Origin of the sequence: Micromonospora sp. LA-10 (genome assembly GCF_051853095.1) — a bacterium.
Classification (GTDB): domain Bacteria; phylum Actinomycetota; class Actinomycetes; order Mycobacteriales; family Micromonosporaceae; genus Micromonospora; species Micromonospora echinospora_A.
On sequence record NZ_CP195710.1, the window covers coordinates 665649 to 688426 of the forward strand.

Consider the following 22778-nt stretch of genomic DNA (forward strand, 5'->3'; position numbering starts at 1 on the left):
CGTCGGAAGTTGTCCGGTCCATCCGATCCTGCCGCCCGCCGGGGTGAGCGCTCCTCACCCGCAGCGAGTGAAGCCTCCGCCGGTCGGGCCCCCGTTAGCTTCCCGGCAGCGCCGGGAACGCGGTCGGCGCAAGCGCAACCGACCAGGAACGAGGTGCGACGATGCGCAAGCAGATGGAGGGCGACAACCAGCGCCGCCGGGCCCTGGCCCGTCAGGCCCGCGAGCGAGGGCTGCGGCCGAGCCAGACCGGCGCCAGCCTGAGCGCGTCCAAGCAGGTCACCTCGCTGGACCAGCACGACCGGTCCGGTCCGCCGCCGGCCGGACGGCACAAGCCGGACACCACGCGTGGCGGTCCCGCGCCGCCGCCGGTCGCCGTCGCGGAGCAGCAGCGCCCGCTGCCGGACCCGGCGCCGTCACCCGGGATCTCGATGAGCTACCGGGACCTCGTCGACGACGTGAGCCGACGCGCCGGGGTGGACTTCACCACGGCCAAGGTCGCGGCGGAGGGCACCGTGCTGGCCCTGGCCCAGGCGCTGGACGAGGCGGAACGGGAGCGGCTGCTGGAGGCGGTGCCGCTGACCCTGCACGACGTGGTGCCGGTCTACGGCATGGAACCCCGCCGCGACCTGCCCGGCTTCCTGGCCGAGGTCGGCCGCTACAGCCGCCTCACTCCGGAGCAGGCGCGTTACCAGGCCGGGGCGACGCTCGCCGCGCTCGCCGAGGCCGACGCGGAGCTGGTCGAGTCGCTGCGCGTACCGGACGAGTTGCGCGACCTGCTCGGGCCGACCGACTTCGGCGGCGGCCTGGTGGGTGCGTCCTCGGCCACCGCGCCGCTGACCGAGCCGGAGCTGCGTGACGCGCTCGCCTCGCTGCCCTACTGGTCCAGCGACCGGCGGTCGCTGGTGCGCACGATCGAGTTGCCCGGCGGCAACCTGGACCGGGTGCTCGACCGGCTGGACCGGCTCAAGGCCGAGGTCGGGCGCGCGCCGCAGATCGGGCGGCCGGACCCGGACAACGCCGTGCTCACGGTCCGCACGCAGCAGGTCGACGGCGTGACCGCGGCGGACGTGGACCTCGCGCACCGGGTCGACGCGGCCGTCGACGAGGCGGGCGCCGGAATGGCCGCCGGCTGAGCCGGCGCCGGCGCGGCCCCGGTCCCCCGCGGGCCGGGGCCGCCCGCCGCCGCGAGGTAGCGTGTCCCGCCGTGGAACGCGACGCCGAGGCCCTGGAGATCGTGGTGGACCCGGCCCGCCCGTCCGGGCGCACGCTGCTGGCCGACGGCGTCGAGCAGTCGTACGTGGACGTGGCCGACGCCCGGTACCTGCACTTCGAGTACGTGCGGCGGATAGCCGCCGCGATCGACCTGGCCGCCCCCCGGGGCGTGGCGCTGACCGCGCTGCACCTCGGCGGGGGCGCGCTCACGCTGCCGCGCTGGCTCGCCGGCACCCGGCCCGGCTCGGCGCAACTGGTGATCGAGCGGGACCCGGGCGTTGTCGACCTGGTCCGGCGGAAGCTGCCGCCACTGCCGCCGGAGGTGGTGGTGGCGCTCGGCGACGCCCGGGAGGCGGTCACCGGGGCGCCGTCCGGGGCGTACGACGTGGTCGTGGCCGACGTGTACCGGGCGGCCCGCATGCCGCCGCAGGTGGCGGCGCTCGAGTTCGCGGCGCAGGTGGCCCGCGTGCTGCGCCCGGACGGCATCTATCTGATCAACCTGACCGACCTGCCGCCGCTGGCGCACACCCGCGGGCAGGTGGCCACGCTGCGGGCGGTGTTCGCCGACGTCTGCCTGATGGCCGACCGGCGCATGCTGCGCGGGCGGCGGTACGGCAACGTGGTGCTGGCCGCCTCGCCCACGCCGGGCCGGCTGCCGGCGCGCCGGCTGGCCGCCCGGGCCGCCGCCGATCCGGTGCCCGGAACCGTGCTGCACGGCGCGACGCTCGACGCGTTCGCCGCCGGCGCTCTCCCGGTCACCGACGCCGACCTGGGCTGAGCCGGGTTTCCCCACCCGCGCGGCGGGTAGCCGCGGCGGATGAGCACCGCCGACGACCGGTCCACCGCGCGCCGGACGCTTGTCGTGATCGGGCTGGTCCTCGCCACGGCGCTCGGGCTGGCGCTGGTCTGGGCGACCCGGCGGGTGCTGGTGTGGGGCCTGGTGGCGGTGTTCTTCGCGGTGGCGCTGAAGCCGCTCGTGGACCGCCTGGAGCGTCGGGTACGCCGTCGCGCGCTGGCCACGCTGCTGGTGTTCCTGGCCGCGTTCGCGCTGTTCGCCGCGCTCGGCGCGCTGATCGTGGTGCCGCTGGTGGACGAGGTGGCCCGCTTCGCCGACCGGCTGCCGGAGCTGGTGCGCGAGGCGCAGGCCGGGCGGGGGCCGGTCGGGCGGCTGCTGGAGCGCTTCCACCTGCTGCGGTACGCCGAGCCGGGCCAGCTGCGCCGGTTCGGCTCCCGGCTCGGCGACCCGACCGTCGGTGTGGTCCGCAGCGTGGCGCAGGCGGTGACCGCGCTGGTGACGGTGGTGGTGCTGGCGTACCTGATGGTGCTGGAGGCGCCGAAGATCGTCGCCGCGACGCTGCGGCTGGTCGGCGACGGCCCGGCGCGGCGGCTGCGGCGCATCGGCCGCGACTCGTCCCGGATCGTCACCGGCTACCTGAGCGGCAACCTGCTGATCAGCGTGATCTGCGGCGGCCTGACGTTCCTCGTGCTGTTCCTGCTCGGCGTGCCGTTCGCCGCGGTGATCGCGCTGTCGGTCGCCGTGTTCGACCTGATCCCACTGGTCGGCGCCACGCTCGGGGCGATCGCCGCGGCCGGCGCGGCGTTCGTGCACTCCCCCACCGCCGGCCTCGTGGTGCTCGTCTTCTTCGTGGTCTACCAGCAGGTGGAGAACCACCTGCTGCAACCGGTCATCATGGCCCGCGCGGTCCGGCTGAACCCGCTGACGGTGCTGGTCAGCGTGCTGCTGGCGGTCGAGCTGGCCGGCCTGGTCGGCGCGCTGCTGGCGATCCCGGCAGCCGGCATCGCACAGGTGCTGCTGCGCGAGTTCGTGCCGGCCGGGCGGCAGGCCCTGCCGGAGCCGGCCGACGGCGAGCCGGCCGGCGCCGATCCGCCCGAGGTGGGCGGTCCGGTGACGCCGCCGCCGGCCGGCGGGTGACCCGGGCGCCGCTCAGCGGCGGCGGGCCAGCTCCGGCGACTCGCTCTCCAGCGGCACCGCGTTCGCCGGGACCAGGCCCAGTTGCACGGCGGGGCGGGGCAGCGCCGCGTCGAGCGCCCAGTCGGCGGCGACCCGGGGACGGTTACCCGGCATCGCCAGCAGGTGGTAGCCGCGGGTGACGGCCTTGGCGGGCAGCCCGGCCAGCGGCACCTTCAGCGGGTTCGCCGCCGCGTCCTTGCCGCCCAGGTCGACGACCCAGCCCAGGTCGTGGTGCTTGTACGACTTGCGCACGCCCTGCCCGTAGGAGGCGGCGATGTTGTGCGCGGCCAGCTTGCCCTGCCGCTGGGCGTGCTGCGCGGTCATCGCGCACACCTGCCCCGGGCGGGTCGGGTCGGGCACGGCGGCGGCGTCGCCGCAGGCGAACACCTCCGGGAAGCCGGGGACGTTGAGGTACTCGTCGACCACCAGCCGGCCCTTCTCGGTGCGCAGCCCCAGGTCGGCCACGAACGGGTCGGGGCGTACGCCGACGCACCAGACGAGGCTGCACGTCGGGACGTACTCGCCGTCGGTGAGCATCACCCCGTCCGGGGTGGCCTCGGCGACCGAGGTGCCCATCCGCACGTCCACGCCGCGCTTGCGCAGCACCCGATCGGCGGTGACCGACATCCGCCGGTCCAGTTCGGGCAGCACCCGGGGCGCGACGTCGAGCAGCATCCAGCGCGGCCGGACCTTCAGGTGCGGGCGCTGCGCCATCAGCCGGTCGGTGAACAGCTGCCCGTGCGCGGCCACCTCCGTACCGGTGTAGCCGGCGCCGACCACGACGAACGTGGAGCGGGCCCGCTGCTCGGCCGGGTCGTCGGTCAGCTCGGCCAGCTCGATCTGCCGGACCACGTGGTCGTGCAGGAACAGCGCCTCCGGCAGGCCGCGGAACCCGTGGGCGTACTCGGTCACGCCGGGGATCGGCAGCAGCTTGTTGACGCTGCCGACGCTGAGCACCAGCCGGTCGTAGGCGATCTGCCCGTGGTCGCCCTCGACGGAGCGGTAACCGACCCACCGGTTCTGCAGGTCGACCCGGTCCGCCTCGCCGATCACCACGCGCACGCCGTCGAGCGTGCCGGTCAGCGGCACGGCGATCCGGGTCGGCTCCACCACGCCGGCCGCCACCTCGGGCAGCAGCGGCAGGTAGAGGAAGTAGTCGGTCGTGTTCAGCAGGACGATCTCGGCCCGGTCGCGGGCCAGTCGGCGCAACGTCTTGGCCGCGTGGTACCCGGCGAACCCGGCCCCCACGATCACCACACGTGGTTTCGTCATGCCTGCTGCCGTTCCCGGGCAGACCTGCGACAAACGTACCCATGATCCATCCATCGGCGGCTATATGGACATTCCTCGTGATCGGCGCGAGGATGCCGGGATGGGTAACCACGAGAACGCCGAGGACAGGCCCACGAGGTCCAGCCGGCGTACCTTCCTCACCGCCTCCGCCGCGGCCACCGCCGCCGCCGTCGCCACCCCGCTCACCGCCGCCGCCGTCGCCACCCCGCTCACCGCCGCCCCGGCCGCCGCCGCGACCGGCGCTCCCCCGGGCCCGGGCCGCCCGGCCCGGCCGCAGCGGCCCGGCCGCGAGCTGACCGCGCTGCTGCGCGAGATCGACAGACGCCGGATCGAGGCCACCGTGCGCCGGCTCGCCGCGTTCGGCACCCGCCACACCCTGTCCAGCCAGACCGATCCGGTACGCGGCATCGGCGCCGCCCGCGACTGGATCCACGCCCAGCTCTCCGGGTACGCGGCCGCGTCCGGCGGCCGGATGAGCGTCGAACTGCAGTCGTACGTGCAGCAGCCCGCCTCCCGCATCCCCACCGCGACCACCATCACCAACGTGGTGGCCACCCTGCGCGGCGACGTCACGCCCGAGCGGGTGTACGTGATCACCGGCCACTACGACTCCCGGGCCACCGACGTGATGGACGCGGTCAGCGACGCGCCCGGCGCCGACGATGACGCCTCCGGCGTGGCGGTGGTGATGGAACTGGCCCGGGTGCTGTCCACCCGGCGCACCGAGGCCACCATCGTGCTCGCCGCCGTGGCCGCCGAGGAGCAGGGCCTGTACGGCTCGGCGTACCTGGCCGCGCAGTTGAAGGCGGCCGGCGCCGACGTGCAGGCCATGTTCAGCAACGACATCGTCGGCAGCAGCACCGCCGACGACGGCACCCGCGACCCGCGTACCGTGCGGTTGTTCGCCGAGGGCGTGCCGACCGCCGAGACCCCGGCCGAGGCGAGCGTGCGGCAGTCCGTCGGCGGCGAGAACGACTCCCCGTCCCGGCAGCTCGCCCGGTTCGTCACCGACGTCGCCGAGAACTCCGCCACCGGCATGGACGTACGCGTCATCTACCGGCGGGACCGCTACCTGCGCGGCAGCGACCACATCTCGTTCCTGCGCGAGGGATGGCCGGCCGGCCGCTTCACCGAGCCCAACGAGGACTTCGCCCACCAGCACCAGGACGTACGCGTGGTCGACGGCGTGCAGTACGGCGACCTGCCGGAGTTCTGCGACTTCGACTACATCACCCGGGTGGCGCGGGTGAACGCCGCGACGCTGTGGTCACTGGCCCAGGCGCCCGGCACGCCGAAGAACGTGACTGTGGTGACCACCAACCTGACGAACGACACCACGCTGCGGTGGCAGCGCGGCCCCGAGCCGGACCTGGCCGGGTACGAGGTGGTGTGGCGCGAGACCACCGCCGACCAGTGGCAGAAGGTGCTGGCGGTCGGCGACGTCACCGAGGTGACCATCGACCTGTCCAAGGACAACGTGTTCTTCGGCGTACGGGCGGTGGACCGGGCCGGGCACCGCAGCCCGGTCGCCTTCCCGAAGCCCGGTAGCTGAGGCTGCTCGGTGATTCCTTCCGGGCGCCGGGCCTGCGCGGGTCCGGCGTCCGGCGGGCACGGCTCTGTTCTGTTCGGAGCCGGCCGGCCCGATCCTCAGGCGGTGATCGCCCAGCGCTCGTGGTCGCGCCAGGCGCCGTCGATGAACAGGTAGTCCGGGGAGAAGCCCTCCAGGCGGAAGCCGAGCCGGCGCGCCAGCCGCTTCGACGGCTCGTTGCCGGGCTGGATGTTCGCCTCCAGCCGGTGCAGCCCCAGCGGCCCGAACGCGTACCCGATCACCAGCCGCACCCCGGCCGAGGCGTGCCCGGTCCCGGCGTACGGGCGGAATGCCGCGTACCCGAGGTAGCCGCCGCGCAGCGCGCCCAGCACGATGCCGCTGATGTTCGCGTACCCGGCGATCTCGCCGCTCGCTTGGTCGCAGAACAGGAACCCGGAGCTGTCCCGCCGCCGGATCTTGCGCAGGTACGCCGCGTACGTCTGCGCGTCGTCCGGCGCGGACAGCCACGGATGGTGCAGGTCGCGGCTGCGCCGGGCGGCGGCGACGAACTCCGCCTCGTCGGCGGGGCGGGGACGGCGGATGGCGACGCGGCCGTCGCTGCGCAGATATCGCACCGCCCCACTCTCGGCCACCGCCCCCATCCCGCCCCACCCGGGGTCACGCCCTCTCGGACCGTCCCACCGGACGAGAGCACCGTTCCACTGGCCAGGACCACAAGAGATCTTGGAAGGAAAAGCGCCCCCACAGGGGCCATTTCCTACCAAGATCTCGCCCGGCCGCGCGATCCGGCCCCGACGGGCGCGGAACCGCAGCCCAGTCCTGGACGCGAGTCCAAGGCCCACGCGATCTTGCACTTAGCGCCCCAGGGATGTCGGCTTTGCGAGGTTTGCCAGGCACCAAAGTGCAAGATCGCGCGTGTGGGTCAGGTAGAGCTGTGACGGCTGGCGTTCGAGGCCGGCATCTCGCGGATTCATCCCCGCTCCGGGCAGGTCATCGCACCGGAGGGCGGGTGGTTTGGTGAGCGGTGTCCGGTTCGCTGCGGCGGGGTCTCGCAGGGCTGTGATCGGTGCCACCGCGAGGGTGGAATCGGCGGCGGGCGCGGGGCGTTGTACATAGCTGACCGCCCGAACACCGGCACGAAGCCGCGGAACACCCGGCCCGCCCGGCACCCCGCGGCAGGTCAGGGAATCGGCCCGGCCCGGACGTCGTTACACCCCCCGAGCGACGGGCACCCCCGCCGTCCCCCGGGAATGACCCCGCCCCGGACGTCGTTACATCCCCGGCAGGCCACCACGGTCGTCACCCCGGCCGGAAGCCACGGTCGGCGGGAATGACCCCGGCCCGCAGGTCGTTACATCCCCCGAGCCGCGCAGGAGCAGGCCCCACGGCCGCCCGCGTGCCAGCCCTTTCACGGGCACCCCTCAAGACTTTCCCCCCTTTCGCGGCATCCCCCATCGCCGCGTACCCCCGACAGAGAGGCAACTGATCATGGCTACCACTCTGCTGCGCAAGACCGTTCTGACCGCTGCCGGCATCGCCGCCACCGCCGGTGGCATCGCCGGCCCCGCCATCGCCGCCCAGGCCACCCCGGCCGAGCGCGCCGCCGCCCAGGTCACCACCGACCGCAAGGGCCACGGCGAGCGGGAACTGGACGTGCGCTACGAAGCCCAGCCCAACTTCTACTTCTGCGGCCCCGCCGCCGCCCGTAACGCCCTGAGCGTGCAGGGCAAGAACATCGACGTGCACGCCATGGCCCAGGAGATGGGCACCACCGAGGCCGGCACCAACTCCATCAACGACATCACCCCCGTGCTGAACAAGGAGACCGGCGCGAAGGACGCCTACAAGTCGGTCGAGATCAGCACCCCCAAGGCCGACGACAAGCAGACCGACAAGCTCCGTGCCGACGTGGTGAAGACCGTCGACGCCGGCCGGGCCGTGGTCGCCAACATCGCGGGCACCGCCACCGACACCGACGGCAACGCCCACTCCTTCGAGGGCGGCCACTACATCAGCGTCATCGGCTACCGCGACGACGGCAAGACCGTCACCATCGCCGACAGCGCCAACCCGAACACCGCCACCTACCGGATGAGCATCGACAACCTCGCCGACTGGATCGCCACCCGCGGCTACAGCACCAGCTGAGCAACACCGCCGCGCCCACGGCTGCAGAGCAAGAGCACCGCAGCCACCAGCGAGGTCAGACAGCGGAAGGGCCCGACCCCCACCACGGGGGTCGGGCCCTTTCGCGCGTATCCAACGGCTGCCTTCCGGTCACCTCGCCGTCACGCGGGGGTCGTCACCCGGACGGGTCGCTCCACCACGCTGGGTCGCGCCGGATCGTCCGGGCGAGCGCGAAGGAGCAGCAGTGGCAGCCGAGGAGGCGACGCACCGCCCACCGACCACGCACCGCCCACCCGCGACGAGCCGCCCCGACGTGAGCGTCGTCGTGCCGGTCTACAACACGCTGCGCTACCTGCGGCAGTGCCTCGACTCGCTGCTGCGGCAGACGATCGGGCCGGACCGGATGGAGATCGTGGCGGTGGACGACGGCTCCACCGACGGCAGCGGCCGCCTGCTGGACCGGTACGCCGCGCGGTACCCGGGCACCGTACGGGTGGCGCACCAGCCCAACTCCGGTGGTCCGGCCGCGCCGTGCAACCGGGGACTGGACCTGGCCACCGGCCGGTACGTCTTCTTCCTCGGCTCCGACGACCGGCTCGGCCCGGAGGCTCTGGAACGTCTGGTCGCCGCCGCCGACCGGTACGGCTCGGACGTGGTGCTCGGCAAGGTGGTGGGCGTCAACGGCCGGCATGTCTTCTCGGACGTGTTCGCCGACGGCAACGCGGTCGACGTGAGCCTGTTCGACTCGGCACTGCCCTGGTCGCTGGCGAACACGAAGCTGTTCCGGCGAGAGCTGGTGGACCGGCTCGGGCTGCGTTTCCCGGAGGACATGCCGGTGCTCAGCGACCAGCCGTTCACGCTGGCCGCCTGCTACCACGCCCGGCGGATCTCGGTGCTGGGCGACTACGACTACTACCACGCGGTACGCCGCCTGGACGCCCGCAACATCACCTATTACAGCCGGGTGGAGCAGCGCCTGGTCAGCGTGGAGCGGCTGTTCGCGTTCGTCGCCGACCTGATCCCCGCCGGCGCTCGCCGGGACGCGGTGCTGTGCCGCCACGTCGGGCTGGAGCTGGCGAACCTGGTCGGCGACGACTTCCGGCACCTGGACCGGGCCGCGCAGGAGCGGGTGCACGCCACTGTCGCCCGGCTGGTGCGCCGGTACGTCACGGACGGCCTGCGGGACCGGCTCGGCATCGAGGCCCGGCTGCGCCTGGGCGCGGTGACCGCGGGCGGCGTCGACGAGCTGCTCGCCGTCATCGCGCAGGACACCGGCCGGGGGGTGCCGGCGACGGTGCTCGCCGGGGACCGGTGGCACGCGGGCTACCCGGGCGCGCCGGCCGGCTGGACCGACGTCACCGACGTGCGCGCCGACTGGCTGGCGCGGCTGGACGCCGTCGACGTGAGCTGGGCCGACGGGCACACCCTCGCGGTGACCACGCGCAGCCCGTACCCCCGGTTCGCCACGGAGGCCGGGCCGGTGCGGCTGCTGGCCGGTCCGGTCGTGGGCGCCACCCGGGTCGACGCCGGCGACCCGACCGGCCGCACGGTCCGCACGGAGTTCCCTCTCGATCGCCTCCTGGCCGCGAGCTGCGCCGGGGGCCGGCGTCATCCGGTACGCGCCGAGGTGGACGGCGACCACGGGCGCGGCGGGGCCGCGGTGCGCGCGCCGCGGCTGGCCGCGGGCCGGCCGCGGCTGCTGCGGCACGGCGCCCGGCTGTACGCGGTGGCGGCCACCGTCGACGCGCGCAACGGTCAGCTCGTGCTGTCCGTGGTGCCGGTGACCGTGGGTCAGCTGGTCGGGCGGCTGCGGCACCGGCGGCGGACCCGTCCGGCCGGAGCTACCGGCTCAACGCGTGGACCGGAGTCCCGGCTCGACCGGCATGGGCACCTGGAGGTACGTGGTGCCGCGCAGGTCCAGCCAGGCCCGCTGCGGCGCGCGGACCAGCCGCACCATCACTCCGGAGCAGGTGGGGCAGCGCCCGACCAGGCCCGGGGCGTGCGAGTAGACGTGTAGCCCGGCCATCGGGCCGGTCATGCCGCAGTTGTCGCAGCGGCCGGTGGTGGCGCTCAGGTCGACGGCGAACAACTCGCGCAGCGGCCCGTCGAGCATGTTGCCATCCAGGTAGGACAGGTCGGTCATCCGCTCTCCTCGGGTCGTCAGCCGGTCGGGCCGAACCGTTCGGTCCGCACACGCCGGGTCGGGTGACCCAGCCCCACCAGCAGGTCGGCCACGGTCTCCACGAATCCGGTGGGGCCGCAGACGTAGCAGAGCGGCTCCAGGTCCGGCGGCCAGCCGTGGCTGTTCACGTCGGCCAGGCCGATCCGGTGCGGCTCGCCGCGCCAGCCGTCGGGCGCCGCGCGGGTGTAGACGTACGCGACGTCCAGGCCCTGGTCGTCGCGGGCGCGGCGGCGCAGCTCGTCGGCGTAGATCACGTCGTCCGGGGTGCGCACCGAGTAGATGAGCCGGAACGGCGTCCGGCTGCCGGCGGCGCGGCGCGCGCGGATCATCGCCATCAGCGGCACCACCCCGGAGCCGCCAGCCACCAGCAGCACCGGCGCGGTCTCGTCGGTGCGCCAGACGAACCAGCCGCCGACCGGCCCGCGCACCTCCAGCGGGTCGCCCTCGGCGTAGGTGTCGACCAGGTACGGCGACACCTCGCCGTCGGGCACCCGCTGCACTGTCACCTCGATGCGCTCGCCGTCGGCGGGGCCGGCCAGCGAGTACGACCGCGCGGCCTGGTAGCCGTCCTCGGCGGTCAGGCGCAGGTCGACGTGCTGCCCGGGCAGGTGACCGGGCCAGCCGGGCACGTCCAGCACCAGCGTCTGCGCGGTGGGTGTCTCGATCCGCCGCTCGGCGAGCCGGGCCACCCGCCACATCAGCGGCGCGACGCGGCGGCCCTGCGCCTGCGCCGTCACCTCAGTCGCCCTGGTAGCGCTGCTCGCGCCACGGGTCGCCGTAGTCGTGGTAGCCGGCGGTCTCCCAGAAGCCGGGCCGGTCGTCGGCGAGCAGCCGGATGCCGTGCACCCACTTCGCCGACTTCCACAGGTACAGGTGCGGCACGAGCAGCCGCGCCGGGCCGCCGTGCTCGGCCGGCAGCGGCCCGCCGTCGTACGTGTGCACCACCCAGGCGCGCCCGCCGCGCAGGTCGTCCAGCGGCAGGTTCGTGGTGTAGCCGCCGTAGGAGTGCGCGAGGGCGTACCGGGCGTCGGTGTCGACGCCGTCGAGCAGCGTGTCCAGGGAGACGCCCTGCCAGGTGGTGCCGAGCTTGGACCAGCGGGTGACGCAGTGCAGGTCCACCGTGGGCGTGTCCTGCGGCAGGCCGGTCATCTCGTCCCAGGACCAGCGGTACTCGGCGCCCGTCTCACTGGTGAGCACGAACTCCCAGGTGTCCAGCGGCACCCGCGGCGTCGGGCCGGCGGAGAGCACGGGGAAGTCCTCGGTGAGGTACTGCCCCGGCGGCAGGTCGGTCGCGGACGAACGGGGCCGGCCCTGGAAGCCTGGCGAGACGATTCCCACCCGTCAGTCGTACCACCGCCGGCCGTGCCGGGGCAGCGGTTCCCACCGAGTCAGGCGCCGCCTCCGCCCTGAACCTCGTGCACGACTGTGCGCTTGCCGTCACCGCTGTCGCGGGTGGCCCGGAGGCTGGTGATGGTGACGATCACCAGGACGCCGATGATCACGCCGAGCGAGGCGAGCGTCGGGATCTCCGGCACGCCGTCCCAGATGCCGTGCGCCCAGTGCAGGCCGAGCTTGAGGCCGATGAACGCCAGGATGACGGCCAGTCCGTAGCTGAGGTGCACGAGCCGGCTCAGCGCGGCGTGCAGCACGAAGTAGAGCGCCCGCAGGCCCAGCAGCGCGAAGGCGTTCGTGGCGAAGACCAGGTACGGGTCCTCGGTGATGCCGTAGACGGCGGGCACCGAGTCGACGGCGAAGACGATGTCGGTGGCCAGCACCGCGACGACGACGAGCGCGAACGGGGTGAGCGCCCGGCGGCCGTTCTGCATGATCGTCATCCGGGTGCCGTGGTAGTCGTCGACCACCGGCATGACCTTGCGCAGCAGCCGTACCGACCGCATCTTGTTGATGTCGACTTCCTGCTCGTGCCCGCTGAGGGCGTCGCGCAGCAGCTTCACCGCGGTGGCGATGAGGATGAGCGCGAAGAGCAGGAAGGCGAAGTCGAGCGTCTTGAGCGCGGCGGCGCCGAGCGCGATGAATATGCCGCGCAGCACCAGGGCGCCCGCGATGCCGTAGAGCAGCACCCGCTGGGCCAGCACGGCCGGGACCGCGAACGCGGCGAGCAGCAGCATGAAGACGAACAGGTTGTCGACCGACAGCGACTTCTCGACCAGGTAACCGGTGAGGTACTCGATGCCCTGCTGGCTGCCCCAGCGGGACCAGATCCAGGCGCCGAAGGCCAGCGGCAGCGCGATGTAGAAGGCCGACCAGCCGAGGGCCTCGCGCATGGAGACCTCGTGCGGCTTACGGGTGACCAGGAAATCCAGCACCAGCAGCACGAGCACGCCGGCGATCGTCACCGCCCAGAGCGTGGGCGTGCCGACCGACGACAGCTCGGACGCAGCCAGGGGGGACAATTCGGGCATGGAACCTCCTCGAACACCGTGTCATGTTCGAGGTCTCCTTCACCCACGTTTTCGTGGGCAACCACCCGGGGCTCGCCTCGGCGGCTTGCCGTACTGACCGGAATGATTCGTGGGAAGTACTCCCCTCGCCTGCACAAGGCTAGGTCACCGCCGGACCGGACGCCAAGTCGGGACACAGATGCTTGCCCTGGTCAACAGCTGTGCCGGGGAGGACGGGCATGGCGCCAGGTCACCCGCGGCCCCTAGGGTGACGCGGGTGACCAATCAGGGACCGCTGACCGGCGTACGGGTGATCGAGCTGGCCGGGATCGGCCCCGCGCCGTTCGCGGCGATGATGCTGGCCGATCTCGGCGCGGACGTGGTGCGGGTCGACCGGCTCGGCGGCGGCGGCTTCGGCGCCTTTCCCGGCGACCTGCTGAACCGCAACCGCCGCTCGGTCGCGGTGGACCTGAAGCAGCCCGCGGGCCGCGACCTGGTGCTGGCGCTCGTCGCCGGGGCGGACGCCCTGGTGGAGGGCTTCCGGCCGGGGGTGACCGAGCGGCTCGGCCTCGGCCCGGACGACTGTTTCGCCGTCAGCCCCAAGCTGGTGTACGGGCGGATGACCGGCTGGGGGCAGGACGGCCCGCTCGCCCACAGCGCCGGGCACGACATCGACTACCTGGCGCTGACCGGCGCGCTGCACGGGGTGGGCCGGGCCGGTGAGCGTCCGGTGCCGCCGATGAACCTGCTCGGCGACTTCGGCGGCGGCGGCATGATGCTGGCCCTCGGCGTGGTCGCGGCGCTGCACGCGGTGCGCTGCGGCGCGCCCGGCCAGGTGGTCGACGCCGCCATCGTGGACGGCGTGTCGGTGCTGGCGACCCAGATCCACGCGCTGCGTGGCATCGGGCTGTGGCAGGACCCGCGCGGGGTGAACCTGCTCGACGGCGGCGCGCCCTTCTACGACACGTACGAGTGCGCCGACGGGCGGTACGTGGCGGTGGGCGCGCTGGAGCCGCAGTTCTACGCCGAACTGGTCCGGCTCACCGGTTTCCCGCTGGACGGCGACGACGCGCCGGACGGTGACGCCCTGGACCGGGACGACCCGGCGAACTGGCCGGCGTTGCGGGCCGCCTGGGCGCGGCTGTTCCGCACCCGCACCCGGGACGAGTGGACGGAGCTGCTGACCGGCACGGACGCCTGCGTGGCGCCGGTGCTCGACTGGGCCGAGGCGCCGGAGCACCCGCACCTGCGCGCCCGGGACGCGTTCGTCGCGCCGGACGGCGTCACCCAGCCCGCGCCCGCGCCGCGCTTCTCGGCCACCCCGACCAGTGTGCGGCGGCCGCCGCCGACGCCGGGCGAGCACACCGACGAGGTGCTCGCCGAGGCCGCCGGGGCGGAAGCCACCCGGATCGCCGAGCTGCGCGCCGCCGGTGTGATCGCCTGATCGCTGCCGGCCGGGTCAGCGCCGGTGCGTGGCCGCCGGGGCGAGGGCCGGTTCCACCATGTCGCGGTAGTCGCGGGGGAACTGGACCACGACGTCCTGGAACTCCCCGCCGCCGATCGCCTCGCGCAGCGTGGTGAACACCGCGCGGACCGCGTCCCGGGCGGTGTTCTCGTCGCAGTCGGCGCGGCGGGCGACCCGGGCGACGAACTCGGCCGCGCCGAACCGGTCGGCCGCCTCGTCACGCGGGTACGGGCTGAGCAGCCCCTGCAGCGGTTTCGGCAGTTGCGCGGCCAGGTCCAGCACCTCGCCGCCGGTCAGCCGCTGCGCGAACGTCTCCAGCGTGGCCGCGGTGAGCGTGGCGGCCCGGTCCTCGCTGGTGCCGGTGAGCCGGGCGACCCGGCCCACGAAGGTCAGGTAGTGCATCGGTGGTACCCCCTTCGGTGCGCCCACCGCGGCTACCCGTCCCGGCTCTGCGGAAACGGCTCCGCCGAGGGCGGCACGTTTTCCGCGGCGGCGGGCGTGAGCGGCGGCGCGACGGGTAACCGCCGCCCGGTCGTGACCCAACTACTGCCGCGAGGAGCCCGGACCCATGGCGAGTTACTCGGATGTCCTGGAGTACCTGTCCGCGCTGGACTACCCGGCCGGGAAGGACGACGTCATCCGCGAGGCGGAACGGGAGGGCGCGCCGCCGGACGTGTTGCGGGCGTTGCGCGCGCTGCCTCCGGTGGACTACGCCAACGGCACCGAGGTGGCCCGCTCGGCCGGCATCGACGCGGCGCCCGAGGTGAGCCGCTCGCAGCGCGCGGCGCAGGCCCGGGACAACCACCCGCGCGTCTCGCAGCATTTGCGCGGCATCTGATCACCGCGGGGAGAGCCGGCGGGCGACACGGCCGCCGGCCTCGGCGTGCCCATCGCGACCGTCGCGCGCGGACGGTGGCGCGTGACGTCGCAGGTGGGCGGTCGCGCGTCCGGTTCGCCCCGGGACAGGCGAGCGCCCCGGGTCACGAACCGCGACCTGGGGCGCCACGCAGCACCTTTCCCAAGCGGTTCACGCCCGAACCGGGTCGCGACCGCAGAGCGGTGAGATGTTCGCCCGAACCGGGCGGGCATCGCTGCCACGATCATCATACGACGCAACATCAGCCGAACGGGTGAGAATCGCGAAACTGTGGCCGGGCGCACGCCCGCGCTCAGGCGGTCACCTCGGCGTAGCGCCGTTCCAGGTCCACTCGCGCCAGTGCTCCGACCAGCCACGACAGTCGTTCCGACTCACCACTGCCGGCCAGCCCCGCGAGGTCTCCGGCGGTACGGCCCAGGCCGAGCCGGCGGGCCGCCGCGAGCGCTCGCCGGTCGGCCACCGGCGCCGCCTCGCGCCACAGCGCCTGCGCCTCGCGCAGGAACAGGTCGCACACCTCGTCGTCCACTCCGGGCAGAGCGACAAGCAACCGCCGCTCCCCCGCCGGGTCCTGGCGCGCGGCGGTACGCAGCCGGCGCAGATCGCCCCGGTACGTGTCGACGAGCGTGCGGGCCAGGTCCCCGAGCGTGTCGGCGAGCCCGGCCAGGTCGCCGCGCAGCCCGGCGGCGCGCAGCACGCGTACCCGGTCCTCGTGGCGGGAGCGGGCCATCCGCGCCGCGGTGTCCCAGCCGGCGTCCCGCAGCGCCGTGGCCGCGTCGACCGCGCGGTGGAAGTCGCCCCGGCGGGCCAGCAGGACGGACAGGTAGAGGACCTGGAACAACTGGCCCGGGTTGTTCGTCACCCGGAACCCGAAACACTCGGCGAACCCACGGCCGTCTCGGGCGAGCCGGCGGGCCAGCCGCTTCTTCTCCTCGACGCTGCGCGTGGCGGTGTGTGTCGGCATGCCGCCGACTACCCGGGCGACGGCCCGGCATTCGGCAGCGCGCGGGGTCAGCCGCGTACGCCGCCACTGCGGTCGCGGGCCTTGAGCCGGGTGGTGGGCAGCGCGGGCGCGGGCAGTGGTGGCGCCGCGTCGTCGGCGACCACGCCGAAGCGGCGGCCGGCCATCCAGTCCTCCCGGGCGGCCACCACCTCCTCGTGCGAGCGGCCCACGAAGTTCCACCACATCACCAGCGGCTCGTCGAACGGGGTGCCGCCGAGCAGCAGCAGCCGGGTGCCCGGCTCGGCGCTCAACGTCAGCGCGCTCCGCCCGAGGCCCAGGTAGAGCAGCGCGCCGGGGGCCAGCGCCGTGCCGTCGCAGTCGGCTGCGCCGGACATGGCCAGCAGCGCGTACTCGAAGTCCGGCCGCAGCGGCAGCGTGGCCGGCGCCGCGCCGCGAGCCTCGAGCTGCGCGCCGACGAGCGGGGTGTGCACGACGGCGGGCGAGCGTTGCCCGCCGAACTCGCCGACGAGCACCGTGACGTCCAGGTCGCCGTCGCGGAAGCGGGGCAGGTCGGCGTGGTGGGCGAAGTCCGGGTCGCCGGCGCGCGCCGGGTCGGGCAGCGCCACCCAGAGCTGTACGCCGTGCATCAGCGGGGGGTGCACCAGCGGGGAGCGCTCGGAGTGCGCGATGCCCCGCCCGGAGGTCATCACGTTGAGCTGACCGGGGCGGATGGGCTGGACGTTGCCGAGGCTGTCGCGGTGCAGGATCTCCCCGTCGAGCAGCCAGGTGACGGTCTGCAGCCCGGTGTGCGGGTGCGGCGGCACCTCCATGCCGGGCCGGTCGGCGACGTCGTCGGGCCCGAAGTGGTCGACGAAGCACCAGGCGCCGACCATCCGGCGCGGCCGCTGGGGCAGCAGCCGGCGCACCGTGGTGTAGCGGCCGAGGGGGACGTCGTGCCCGGGCAGCAGCACGCTGCCCGGGTCGGTCGGGCCGACGCCGGGCGGGAGCGTCTGGGCGGGCAGGGATTCGGTGCGGTCCACCGCCCGACTGTACGCTCAGTCTTCGGTGACGCTCACCGCGTTCGCGCCCGCCGCCAGGTCAAGGTAGAGCCGGTCAGCGGCCCGGTCCCAGCCCGGTGAGCTGACCAGGTCCCCGGCGGCGATCCCGCCGTGCCGCTTCTCGTAGACGGTCAGGGAGCCGGCCCCGGCGGCGACCCGCACCCGCACCGGCGGCCCACCGGGCACGGTGACGGTCAGCTCGCTGACCCCGCCGGTCATCCGGACGGTGAGCGAGCCGTTCAGCCGGGGCAACAGCAGCCGGGTACGCGACGCGCCGCCGACCATGTCGATCCCGGCGAGGCGGGCCTCGCCCAGGTCGAGCCGCTGCTCGCTGACGCCGCCGACCAGCCGCAACCGCCAGGTGACCCGGGAGTTGAGCACCACGTCGACGGCGGCCGGCCCGCGGCGGCCGTTCTCCTCGATCCGCAGGCGGACCCGGTCCCCGACCATCAGCGGGCGCGGCGTGACGCCGGCGTCCTCGGGCACGTCGATGCGGTACAGGTCGTCGCCGAGGTCGGCGGTCCGCAGGGCGAACCGGGTCAGACCGTCGGTCAGCTCGAACTCGGCGCGCTGTCGGCCGGCCCGGGGCGCGGCGAGCGTCTGCGCCCCGGCGGCCTCGGCCGCGCCCACACCTCCGGCGTCGGTGGCCGGCGACGCGGGCGCGCCGCCGGAGAAGACCACGCCGAGCCGGCCCGGGTTGGACAGGGTCACCGCGACGGCCACCCCGCCGAGCACCACCACCAGCGCGGCGGCGGCGGCCAGCAGGCGGGCCGCGCCGGACCAGCGGGGTCGGGCACGGCCGGGGTCATCCTCTGATGCGGTCATGGTCATCCCCTCTCGCCGGTCCCCACCGGGTCATACGTGTCCGTTTCCCACTCGGTTCATTCCCCTTCGGCGGTTCCGGTACGGGAACGCACCTTGGCGGCGCACGCGGTCAGCACGGCGTGGGCGTCCAGGCCGAGGCTCTCGATGGCGACGAGCGCGGTGAACGCCACGTCGGCCAACTCGGCGGCGACCTCCTCGTGGGTGTGCGTCACGCCCTTGCGCGGGTTCTGGCCGAGCAGGCCGATCCAGGCGGCGGCGACCTCACCGGCCTCCTCGCCGATCTTGAGGATGCGACAGGTCAGTTCGGTGTCGCCGCGGCCGTTCGCGGCGTCCAGCCAGGCGCGCGCGTCCCGCGCCGTTGTCCAGATGGTGGCGTCCACGGCGACCAGTGAACCTGACCGCTCAAACCGTTCGTATCCTGGGGCGACGCCGGCCGCAGGGCCGGTGTGCGAGGCGAGAGGAGGTGCCCGTGATGCCGGAGACCGTCGAGTCGGTGTTCGCCGGCGTGGTCGCCCGGAACCCGGGAGAGCCCGAGTTCCACCAGGCGGTCCGTGAGGTGCTGGAGAGCATCGGTCCGGCCCTGGCCCGGCATCCCGAGTACGCCGAGGTGGTCGAGCGGGTCTGCGAGCCCGAGCGGCAGGTCATCTTCCGGGTGCCGTGGGAGGACGACCAGGGCCGGGTACGGGTGAACCGCGGCTTCCGGGTGGAGTTCAACAGCGCGCTCGGCCCGTTCAAGGGCGGCCTGCGCTTCCACCCGTCGGTCTACCTGGGCATCGTGAAGTTCCTCGGCTTCGAGCAGATCTTCAAGAACGCGCTGACCGGCCTGGCGATCGGCGGCGGCAAGGGCGGCGCGGACTTCGACCCGAAGGGTCGCTCCGACCGCGAGGTGATGCGGTTCTGCCAGAGCTTCATGACCGAGCTGTACCGGCACATCGGCCCGCAGACCGACGTGCCGGCCGGTGACATCGGGGTCGGCGGCCGGGAGATCGGCTACCTGTTCGGGCAGTACAAGCGGATCACCAACCGGTACGACGCGGGCGTGCTCACCGGCAAGGGCCTGGCGTACGGGGGCGCGCAGGCGCGCCGGGAGGCGACCGGGTACGGCGCGGTGTTCTTCGCCGACGAGATGCTCCGGCAGGCCGGCGACAGCCTGGAGGGCAAGCGGGTGGTGGTGTCCGGCTCCGGCAACGTCGCCATCTACGCCATCGAGAAGGTGCACCAGCTCGGCGGCACGGTCGTGGCGTGCTCCGACTCCGGCGGCTACGTGGTCGACGAGAAGGGCATCGACCTGGCGCTGCTGCGGGAGCTGAAGGAGCAGCGCCGGGGACGGCTGGCCGAGTACGCCGAGCACGCGCGCAACGCAGTGGCGGTCCCGGACCGCAACGTCTGGGAAGTGCCCTGCGACCTGGCGCTGCCCTGCGCCACGCAGAACGAGATCGGTGGCGCGGAGGCCGCCGCGCTGGTCGCGGGCGGCTGCGTCGCCGTGGTGGAGGGGGCGAACATGCCCACCACGCCGGAGGCGGTGCGGATCCTCGGCCGGGCCGGGGTGCGGTTCGCGCCGGGCAAGGCGGCCAACGCCGGCGGCGTGGCGGTCAGCGGGCTGGAGATGCAGCAGAACGCCAGCCGCGACACGTGGACGTTCGGCGAGTCGGAGCAGCGGCTGCGCGAGATCATGCGGGACGTGCACGACCGGTGCTGGGCGACGGCGGAGGAGTTCGGCCTGCCCGGCGACTACGTGGCCGGCGCGAACATCCAGGGGTTCCGGCGGGTGGCCGAGGCGATGCTGGCGCACGGCCTGGTGTGAGCGGGCGGCGGGACGGGCGCTGATCGGGCGGTCAGTCAGTGATTGACAGCTCTCGACGCCCGGCCTAGGTTCAGGGCGCTACCGGCCGGTAGGCATCCGTCCCGCGTCGTCACCCCCGTCCCGGGGTGGCACCCGTCCCCCCGGGGAGCAGCGATGCAGCCCTCACCCGTCCGCCGCCGGCTGCTCGCCGTCGGCGCGGCCCTGGCCTTGACGCTCGGCCTCACCGGCGCGGCCCCCGCCGCCGCCGCCACCGGCCGCGACGACGGCAGCGGCCCGCTGCCCGGCTACACCATCGTCAACCCGCCGCTGCCGCCGCTCGTCGTCGGCGGGGCCGCCACCACCGTACGGCAGGGCGTGCACGCCAACGCCGGGTACGTCATCGAGGTCCCCGCGCGCTGGAACGGCGAGCTGGTGATGTGGGCGCACGGCTACCGCGGCCAGGGCACCGAGCTGTCGCCCGAGCCGCCCGGCTTCGACCTGCGGCAGCGCCTGGTGGCGCAGGGATACGCGTGGGCGTCGTCGTCGTACGACCGCAACGGCTACGACGTGCGCTCCGGCGTGCGCAGCACCCGCGCCCTCGCCGACCTGTTCAGCCGTACCGTCCGGCGCCCGCACCGGGTGCTGATCGCCGGGGTGTCGATGGGCGGTCACGTCATCGGCCGCTCGCTGGAGCAGTACCCGGGCTTCTACGCCGGGGCGCTGCCGATGTGCGGGGTGCTCGGCGACCAGGAGCTGTTCGACTTCTTCCTGGACTACAACCTGGTGGCACAGGCGCTGGCCGGGGTGCGCGCGTACCCGACGCCGCCCGACTACCTGACCTCGGCGGTGCCCCGCATCCAGGTCACGCTCGGCCTGGCCGGGCTCACGCCCGTCGGCCCGGACACCACGAACGCGCTCGGCAAGCAACTACGCGCGGTCACCGTGGAACGCTCCGGCGGTCCGCGGCCGGGCGCCGACGCCGCGTTCGCGGTGTGGAAGGACTTCCTGTTCGGCATCGCGGTCAGCGAGGCGGACGGCTCCCCCGCCCGGCGTCCCGGTCAGCTCGCCACGAACCTGTTCACCAGGTACGCCCCGAACCAGCCGGTGAACCTCAACGCCACAGTGCAGCGGGTCTCGCCGGAGAACCTGCGCCAGCGGCTCTCGCCGACGCTGACCGAGGTGCCCCGGATCGCCGGACGGCCCACCGCGCCGGTGCTCAGCCTGCACGGCCTCGGCGACCTGTTCGTGCCGTTGCGCATGGAACAGGCGTACGCCCGGGACGTGGCCCGGCACGGCCGCTCCCGGCTGCTGGTGCAGCGGGCCGTCCGTACCGCGCAGCACTGCGAGTTCAGCCCGGCCGAGGCCGGCGCCGCCTGGGACGACCTGACCCGCTGGGTACGCACCGGCAAGCGCCCGGCCGGCGACCCGGTCACCGACGCGCGGGCGGTGGCGGCGCCGGACTTCGGCTGCCGGTTCAGCGACCACGCCGCCCGGGCCGCCGGCGCCGGCACCCGCCCGCTCTACCCGGCCTGCCCGGCTCAGCCCTCCTCGCGGCCGTACCAGCCGCCCCGGTAGACAGTGCCCTGCCGGGCCGACTCCGGCCCCGGCGCCGACTCCGGTGCCGGCGCCGGAGTCGGGTCCGCCGCGAGGGCGGTCCGGCGTGAGCGCCGGACCCGGCTGACCACGAACCAGCAGAACCCGGCGATCACCGCCACGATCACGATCTTCTGGAACGTGCCCGCGTACGCCTCGACCACGTGCCACTGCTCACCGAGCAGGTACCCGGCCAACACGAACGTGGTGTTCCAGATCAGGCTGCCCAGCGCGGTGTAGAGCAGGAACACCGGCACCGGCATCCGTTCCACCCCGGCCGGGATGGAGATGAGACTGCGGAAGATCGGAATCATCCGGCCGAAGAACACCGCCTTGACGCCGTGGCGCAGGAACCACGCCTCGGTGCGGTCCACGTCCTCCAGCTTGATCAGCGGCAGCCGCGCGGCCAAGGCGCGCATCCGGTCCCGGCCGAGCGCCGCGCCGATGTAGTAGAGCGCCAGCGCGCCCACGATCGACCCGAGTGTGGTCCAGACGATCGCGCCGACCAGGCTCATCCGGCCCTGGCTCGCGGTGAATCCGGCCAGCGGCAGGATCACCTCGCTGGGGATGGGCGGGAACAGGTTCTCCAGCGCCACCGCGAGCCCGGCGCCGGGGCCGCCGAGCCGTTCCATCAGGCCGGTGACCCAGCCGGTCACTCCGTCACCGGACGGCTCTGCCGCCCGCGCGGCGCTCACCCGGGGGCCGGCGAGCAGCTGTGCGTTTCCGATCATCCGACCAACGTTACGGGGCGAAGCCCGGGACGGCCACGCGTGATGGAAACCATTATCGTGTGCGGCATGCGTACGCCGTTGCGGATCGCGGCCGCCCAGCCGCTCGCCCTCTCCGACGACGTCGAGGGCAACGCGGTACGGCACGCCGAGGCCGTACGCGCCGCGTCGGCCCGGGTGGTGGTCTTCCCGGAGATGTCACTGACCGGGTACGAGCTGACCGCCGCGCCGCTGCACCCGGACGATCCCCGGCTCGGGCCGCTGCGCGCGGCCTGCGCCGAGACCGGGACGCTGGCGCTGGCCGGCGCGCCGGTGCCGGGGCCGCACATCGGGGTGCTCGCGGTCGACGGCGAGGGCGTGCGGGTGGCGTACCGGAAGATGTGCCTGGGCGGCGCGGAGCCGCAGCACATGCGGCCGGGCCGGGAGCCGGCGGTGCTCGATGTGGACGGCTGGCGGCTGGGCCTGGCGGTCTGCAAGGACACCGGCACGCCGGAGCACGCGGCGGCAACGGTGGCCCTGGGCGCGGACGCCTACCTGGCCGGGGTGCTGGAGTCCGCCGACGACGCGGCGGTGCCCGACGAACGCGCCCGCCGGGTCGCCGCCGCGCACGGCGTGTGGGTGGTGACGGCCAGCTTCGCCGGCTCGACCGGAGGCGGGTACGCGCGCGCCGCCGGTGGTTCGGGGATCTGGTCACCGGCGGGTGAGCCCGTGGTCCGCGCCGGCACGGACGCCGGTGAGGTGGTCACCGGCACCCTGCACTGAGGACGGATCA

The 22778-nt window shown here is 74.2% G+C and carries 22 protein-coding genes and 1 pseudogene; 11 read left to right on the top strand and 12 right to left on the bottom strand.

The genetic code is table 11. The features are described 5' to 3' along the window. The first annotated feature begins 161 nt into the window (after positions 1-161). The 3 genes from ACSDG8_RS03240 (at position 162) to ACSDG8_RS03250 (ending at position 3145) form a co-directional block, all read left to right on the top strand. Positions 162-1133 (top strand): DUF2267 domain-containing protein, encoded by a 972-nt coding sequence (locus ACSDG8_RS03240; protein WP_210891347.1) that lies wholly within the window; start codon positions 162-164, stop codon positions 1131-1133. A 71-nt stretch (positions 1134-1204) separates the two neighbouring features. Next, positions 1205-1990 (top strand): spermidine synthase, encoded by a 786-nt coding sequence (locus tag ACSDG8_RS03245; RefSeq protein ID WP_210891345.1) that lies wholly within the window; start codon positions 1205-1207, stop codon positions 1988-1990. A gap of 39 nt (positions 1991-2029) precedes the next feature. Next, positions 2030-3145 (top strand): AI-2E family transporter, encoded by a 1116-nt coding sequence (locus ACSDG8_RS03250; protein ID WP_210891343.1) that lies wholly within the window; start codon positions 2030-2032, stop codon positions 3143-3145. 12 nt (positions 3146-3157) lie between these two features. On the opposite strand, the gene ACSDG8_RS03255 is transcribed toward ACSDG8_RS03250, so the two are convergent. Beyond that, the gene (locus ACSDG8_RS03255; protein WP_210891341.1) at positions 3158-4456 is read right to left on the bottom strand and encodes an NAD(P)/FAD-dependent oxidoreductase; all 1299 of its coding nucleotides are present in this window, start codon (positions 4454-4456) and stop codon (positions 3158-3160) included. A gap of 100 nt (positions 4457-4556) precedes the next feature. Here ACSDG8_RS03255 and ACSDG8_RS03260 point away from each other — a divergent pair, with 100 nt between their 5' ends. Then, entirely contained in the window at positions 4557-6029 is a 1473-nt protein-coding gene (locus tag ACSDG8_RS03260) for a M20/M25/M40 family metallo-hydrolase (protein ID WP_210891338.1), read from the top strand. Between the two features lie 95 nt (positions 6030-6124). On the opposite strand, the gene ACSDG8_RS03265 is transcribed toward ACSDG8_RS03260, so the two are convergent. After that, positions 6125-6640, bottom strand: coding sequence for a GNAT family N-acetyltransferase (locus tag ACSDG8_RS03265; protein WP_439427631.1), 516 nt, complete (start codon positions 6638-6640; stop codon positions 6125-6127). Between the two features lie 874 nt (positions 6641-7514). Between ACSDG8_RS03265 and ACSDG8_RS03270 the strand changes: the two genes are divergently transcribed. Beyond that, complete coding sequence (locus ACSDG8_RS03270) at positions 7515-8174, top strand: C39 family peptidase (protein ID WP_210891334.1); 660 nt, start codon at positions 7515-7517, stop codon at positions 8172-8174. 223 nt (positions 8175-8397) lie between these two features. Beyond that, on the top strand, positions 8398-10170 hold the full coding sequence (locus ACSDG8_RS03275) for a glycosyltransferase family 2 protein (protein ID WP_210891332.1): 1773 nt from the start codon (positions 8398-8400) through the stop codon (positions 10168-10170). On the opposite strand, the pseudogene ACSDG8_RS03280 reads toward ACSDG8_RS03275, so the two are convergent. The 4 genes and pseudogenes from ACSDG8_RS03280 to ACSDG8_RS03295 all read right to left on the bottom strand — a co-directional run. After that, a pseudogene (locus ACSDG8_RS03280) lies at positions 10096-10296 on the bottom strand (DUF6510 family protein); the annotation flags it as partial. The gene ACSDG8_RS03275 and the pseudogene ACSDG8_RS03280 overlap by 75 nt on opposite strands. A gap of 17 nt (positions 10297-10313) precedes the next feature. Further along, positions 10314-11033, bottom strand: coding sequence for a ferredoxin reductase (locus ACSDG8_RS03285; RefSeq protein ID WP_210891623.1), 720 nt, complete (start codon positions 11031-11033; stop codon positions 10314-10316). Positions 11034-11073: 40 nt separating this feature from the next. Then, positions 11074-11673 carry a sulfite oxidase-like oxidoreductase gene (locus ACSDG8_RS03290; RefSeq protein WP_210891330.1) on the bottom strand — a complete coding sequence of 200 codons (600 nt, stop codon included), beginning with the start codon at positions 11671-11673 and terminating at the stop codon, positions 11074-11076. 50 nt (positions 11674-11723) lie between these two features. Continuing rightward, positions 11724-12758 (bottom strand): TerC/Alx family metal homeostasis membrane protein, encoded by a 1035-nt coding sequence (locus ACSDG8_RS03295; RefSeq protein WP_210891328.1) that lies wholly within the window; start codon positions 12756-12758, stop codon positions 11724-11726. 247 nt (positions 12759-13005) lie between these two features. Here ACSDG8_RS03295 and ACSDG8_RS03300 point away from each other — a divergent pair, with 247 nt between their 5' ends. Continuing rightward, positions 13006-14181, top strand: a complete 1176-nt coding sequence (locus ACSDG8_RS03300) for a CaiB/BaiF CoA transferase family protein (protein WP_307856154.1) — start codon at positions 13006-13008, stop codon at positions 14179-14181. A 15-nt stretch (positions 14182-14196) separates the two neighbouring features. On the opposite strand, the gene ACSDG8_RS03305 is transcribed toward ACSDG8_RS03300, so the two are convergent. Next, on the bottom strand, positions 14197-14604 hold the full coding sequence (locus ACSDG8_RS03305; RefSeq protein WP_184685600.1) for a DUF2267 domain-containing protein: 408 nt from the start codon (positions 14602-14604) through the stop codon (positions 14197-14199). Positions 14605-14770: 166 nt separating this feature from the next. Here ACSDG8_RS03305 and ACSDG8_RS03310 point away from each other — a divergent pair, with 166 nt between their 5' ends. Next, on the top strand, positions 14771-15040 hold the full coding sequence (locus ACSDG8_RS03310) for a DUF2795 domain-containing protein (protein ID WP_030502657.1): 270 nt from the start codon (positions 14771-14773) through the stop codon (positions 15038-15040). A gap of 331 nt (positions 15041-15371) precedes the next feature. On the opposite strand, the gene ACSDG8_RS03315 is transcribed toward ACSDG8_RS03310, so the two are convergent. From ACSDG8_RS03315 to ACSDG8_RS03330, 4 genes are read right to left on the bottom strand one after another with little or no spacing between them, the layout of a single operon-like run. Then, positions 15372-16040 (bottom strand): hypothetical protein, encoded by a 669-nt coding sequence (locus ACSDG8_RS03315; protein WP_210891317.1) that lies wholly within the window; start codon positions 16038-16040, stop codon positions 15372-15374. A 47-nt stretch (positions 16041-16087) separates the two neighbouring features. After that, positions 16088-17059, bottom strand: a complete 972-nt coding sequence (locus tag ACSDG8_RS03320; protein WP_210891315.1) for a pirin family protein — start codon at positions 17057-17059, stop codon at positions 16088-16090. Between the two features lie 15 nt (positions 17060-17074). Further along, complete coding sequence (locus tag ACSDG8_RS03325; RefSeq protein WP_210891313.1) at positions 17075-17902, bottom strand: hypothetical protein; 828 nt, start codon at positions 17900-17902, stop codon at positions 17075-17077. Between the two features lie 56 nt (positions 17903-17958). After that, complete coding sequence (locus tag ACSDG8_RS03330) at positions 17959-18282, bottom strand: MazG-like family protein (RefSeq protein WP_210891311.1); 324 nt, start codon at positions 18280-18282, stop codon at positions 17959-17961. Between the two features lie 92 nt (positions 18283-18374). On the opposite strand from ACSDG8_RS03330, the gene gdhA reads away from it, so the two are divergent. Together gdhA and ACSDG8_RS03340 are read left to right on the top strand one after the other, a co-directional pair. Next, positions 18375-19706: an NADP-specific glutamate dehydrogenase gene (gene gdhA, locus ACSDG8_RS03335; RefSeq protein WP_210891309.1), complete on the top strand. Its 1332-nt coding sequence runs from the start codon at positions 18375-18377 to the stop codon at positions 19704-19706. Between the two features lie 153 nt (positions 19707-19859). Next, a complete protein-coding gene (locus tag ACSDG8_RS03340) occupies positions 19860-21260 on the top strand; it encodes an alpha/beta hydrolase family protein (RefSeq protein ID WP_210891307.1) in 1401 nt (466 codons plus the stop codon). On the opposite strand, the gene ACSDG8_RS03345 is transcribed toward ACSDG8_RS03340, so the two are convergent. Beyond that, positions 21224-22009 carry a DedA family protein gene (locus ACSDG8_RS03345; protein WP_210891305.1) on the bottom strand — a complete coding sequence of 262 codons (786 nt, stop codon included), beginning with the start codon at positions 22007-22009 and terminating at the stop codon, positions 21224-21226. The genes ACSDG8_RS03340 and ACSDG8_RS03345 overlap by 37 nt on opposite strands. A 66-nt stretch (positions 22010-22075) precedes the next feature. Between ACSDG8_RS03345 and ACSDG8_RS03350 the strand changes: the two genes are divergently transcribed. Continuing rightward, positions 22076-22768, top strand: a complete 693-nt coding sequence (locus ACSDG8_RS03350) for a carbon-nitrogen hydrolase family protein (protein ID WP_210891303.1) — start codon at positions 22076-22078, stop codon at positions 22766-22768. Positions 22769-22778: the final 10 nt, after the last annotated feature.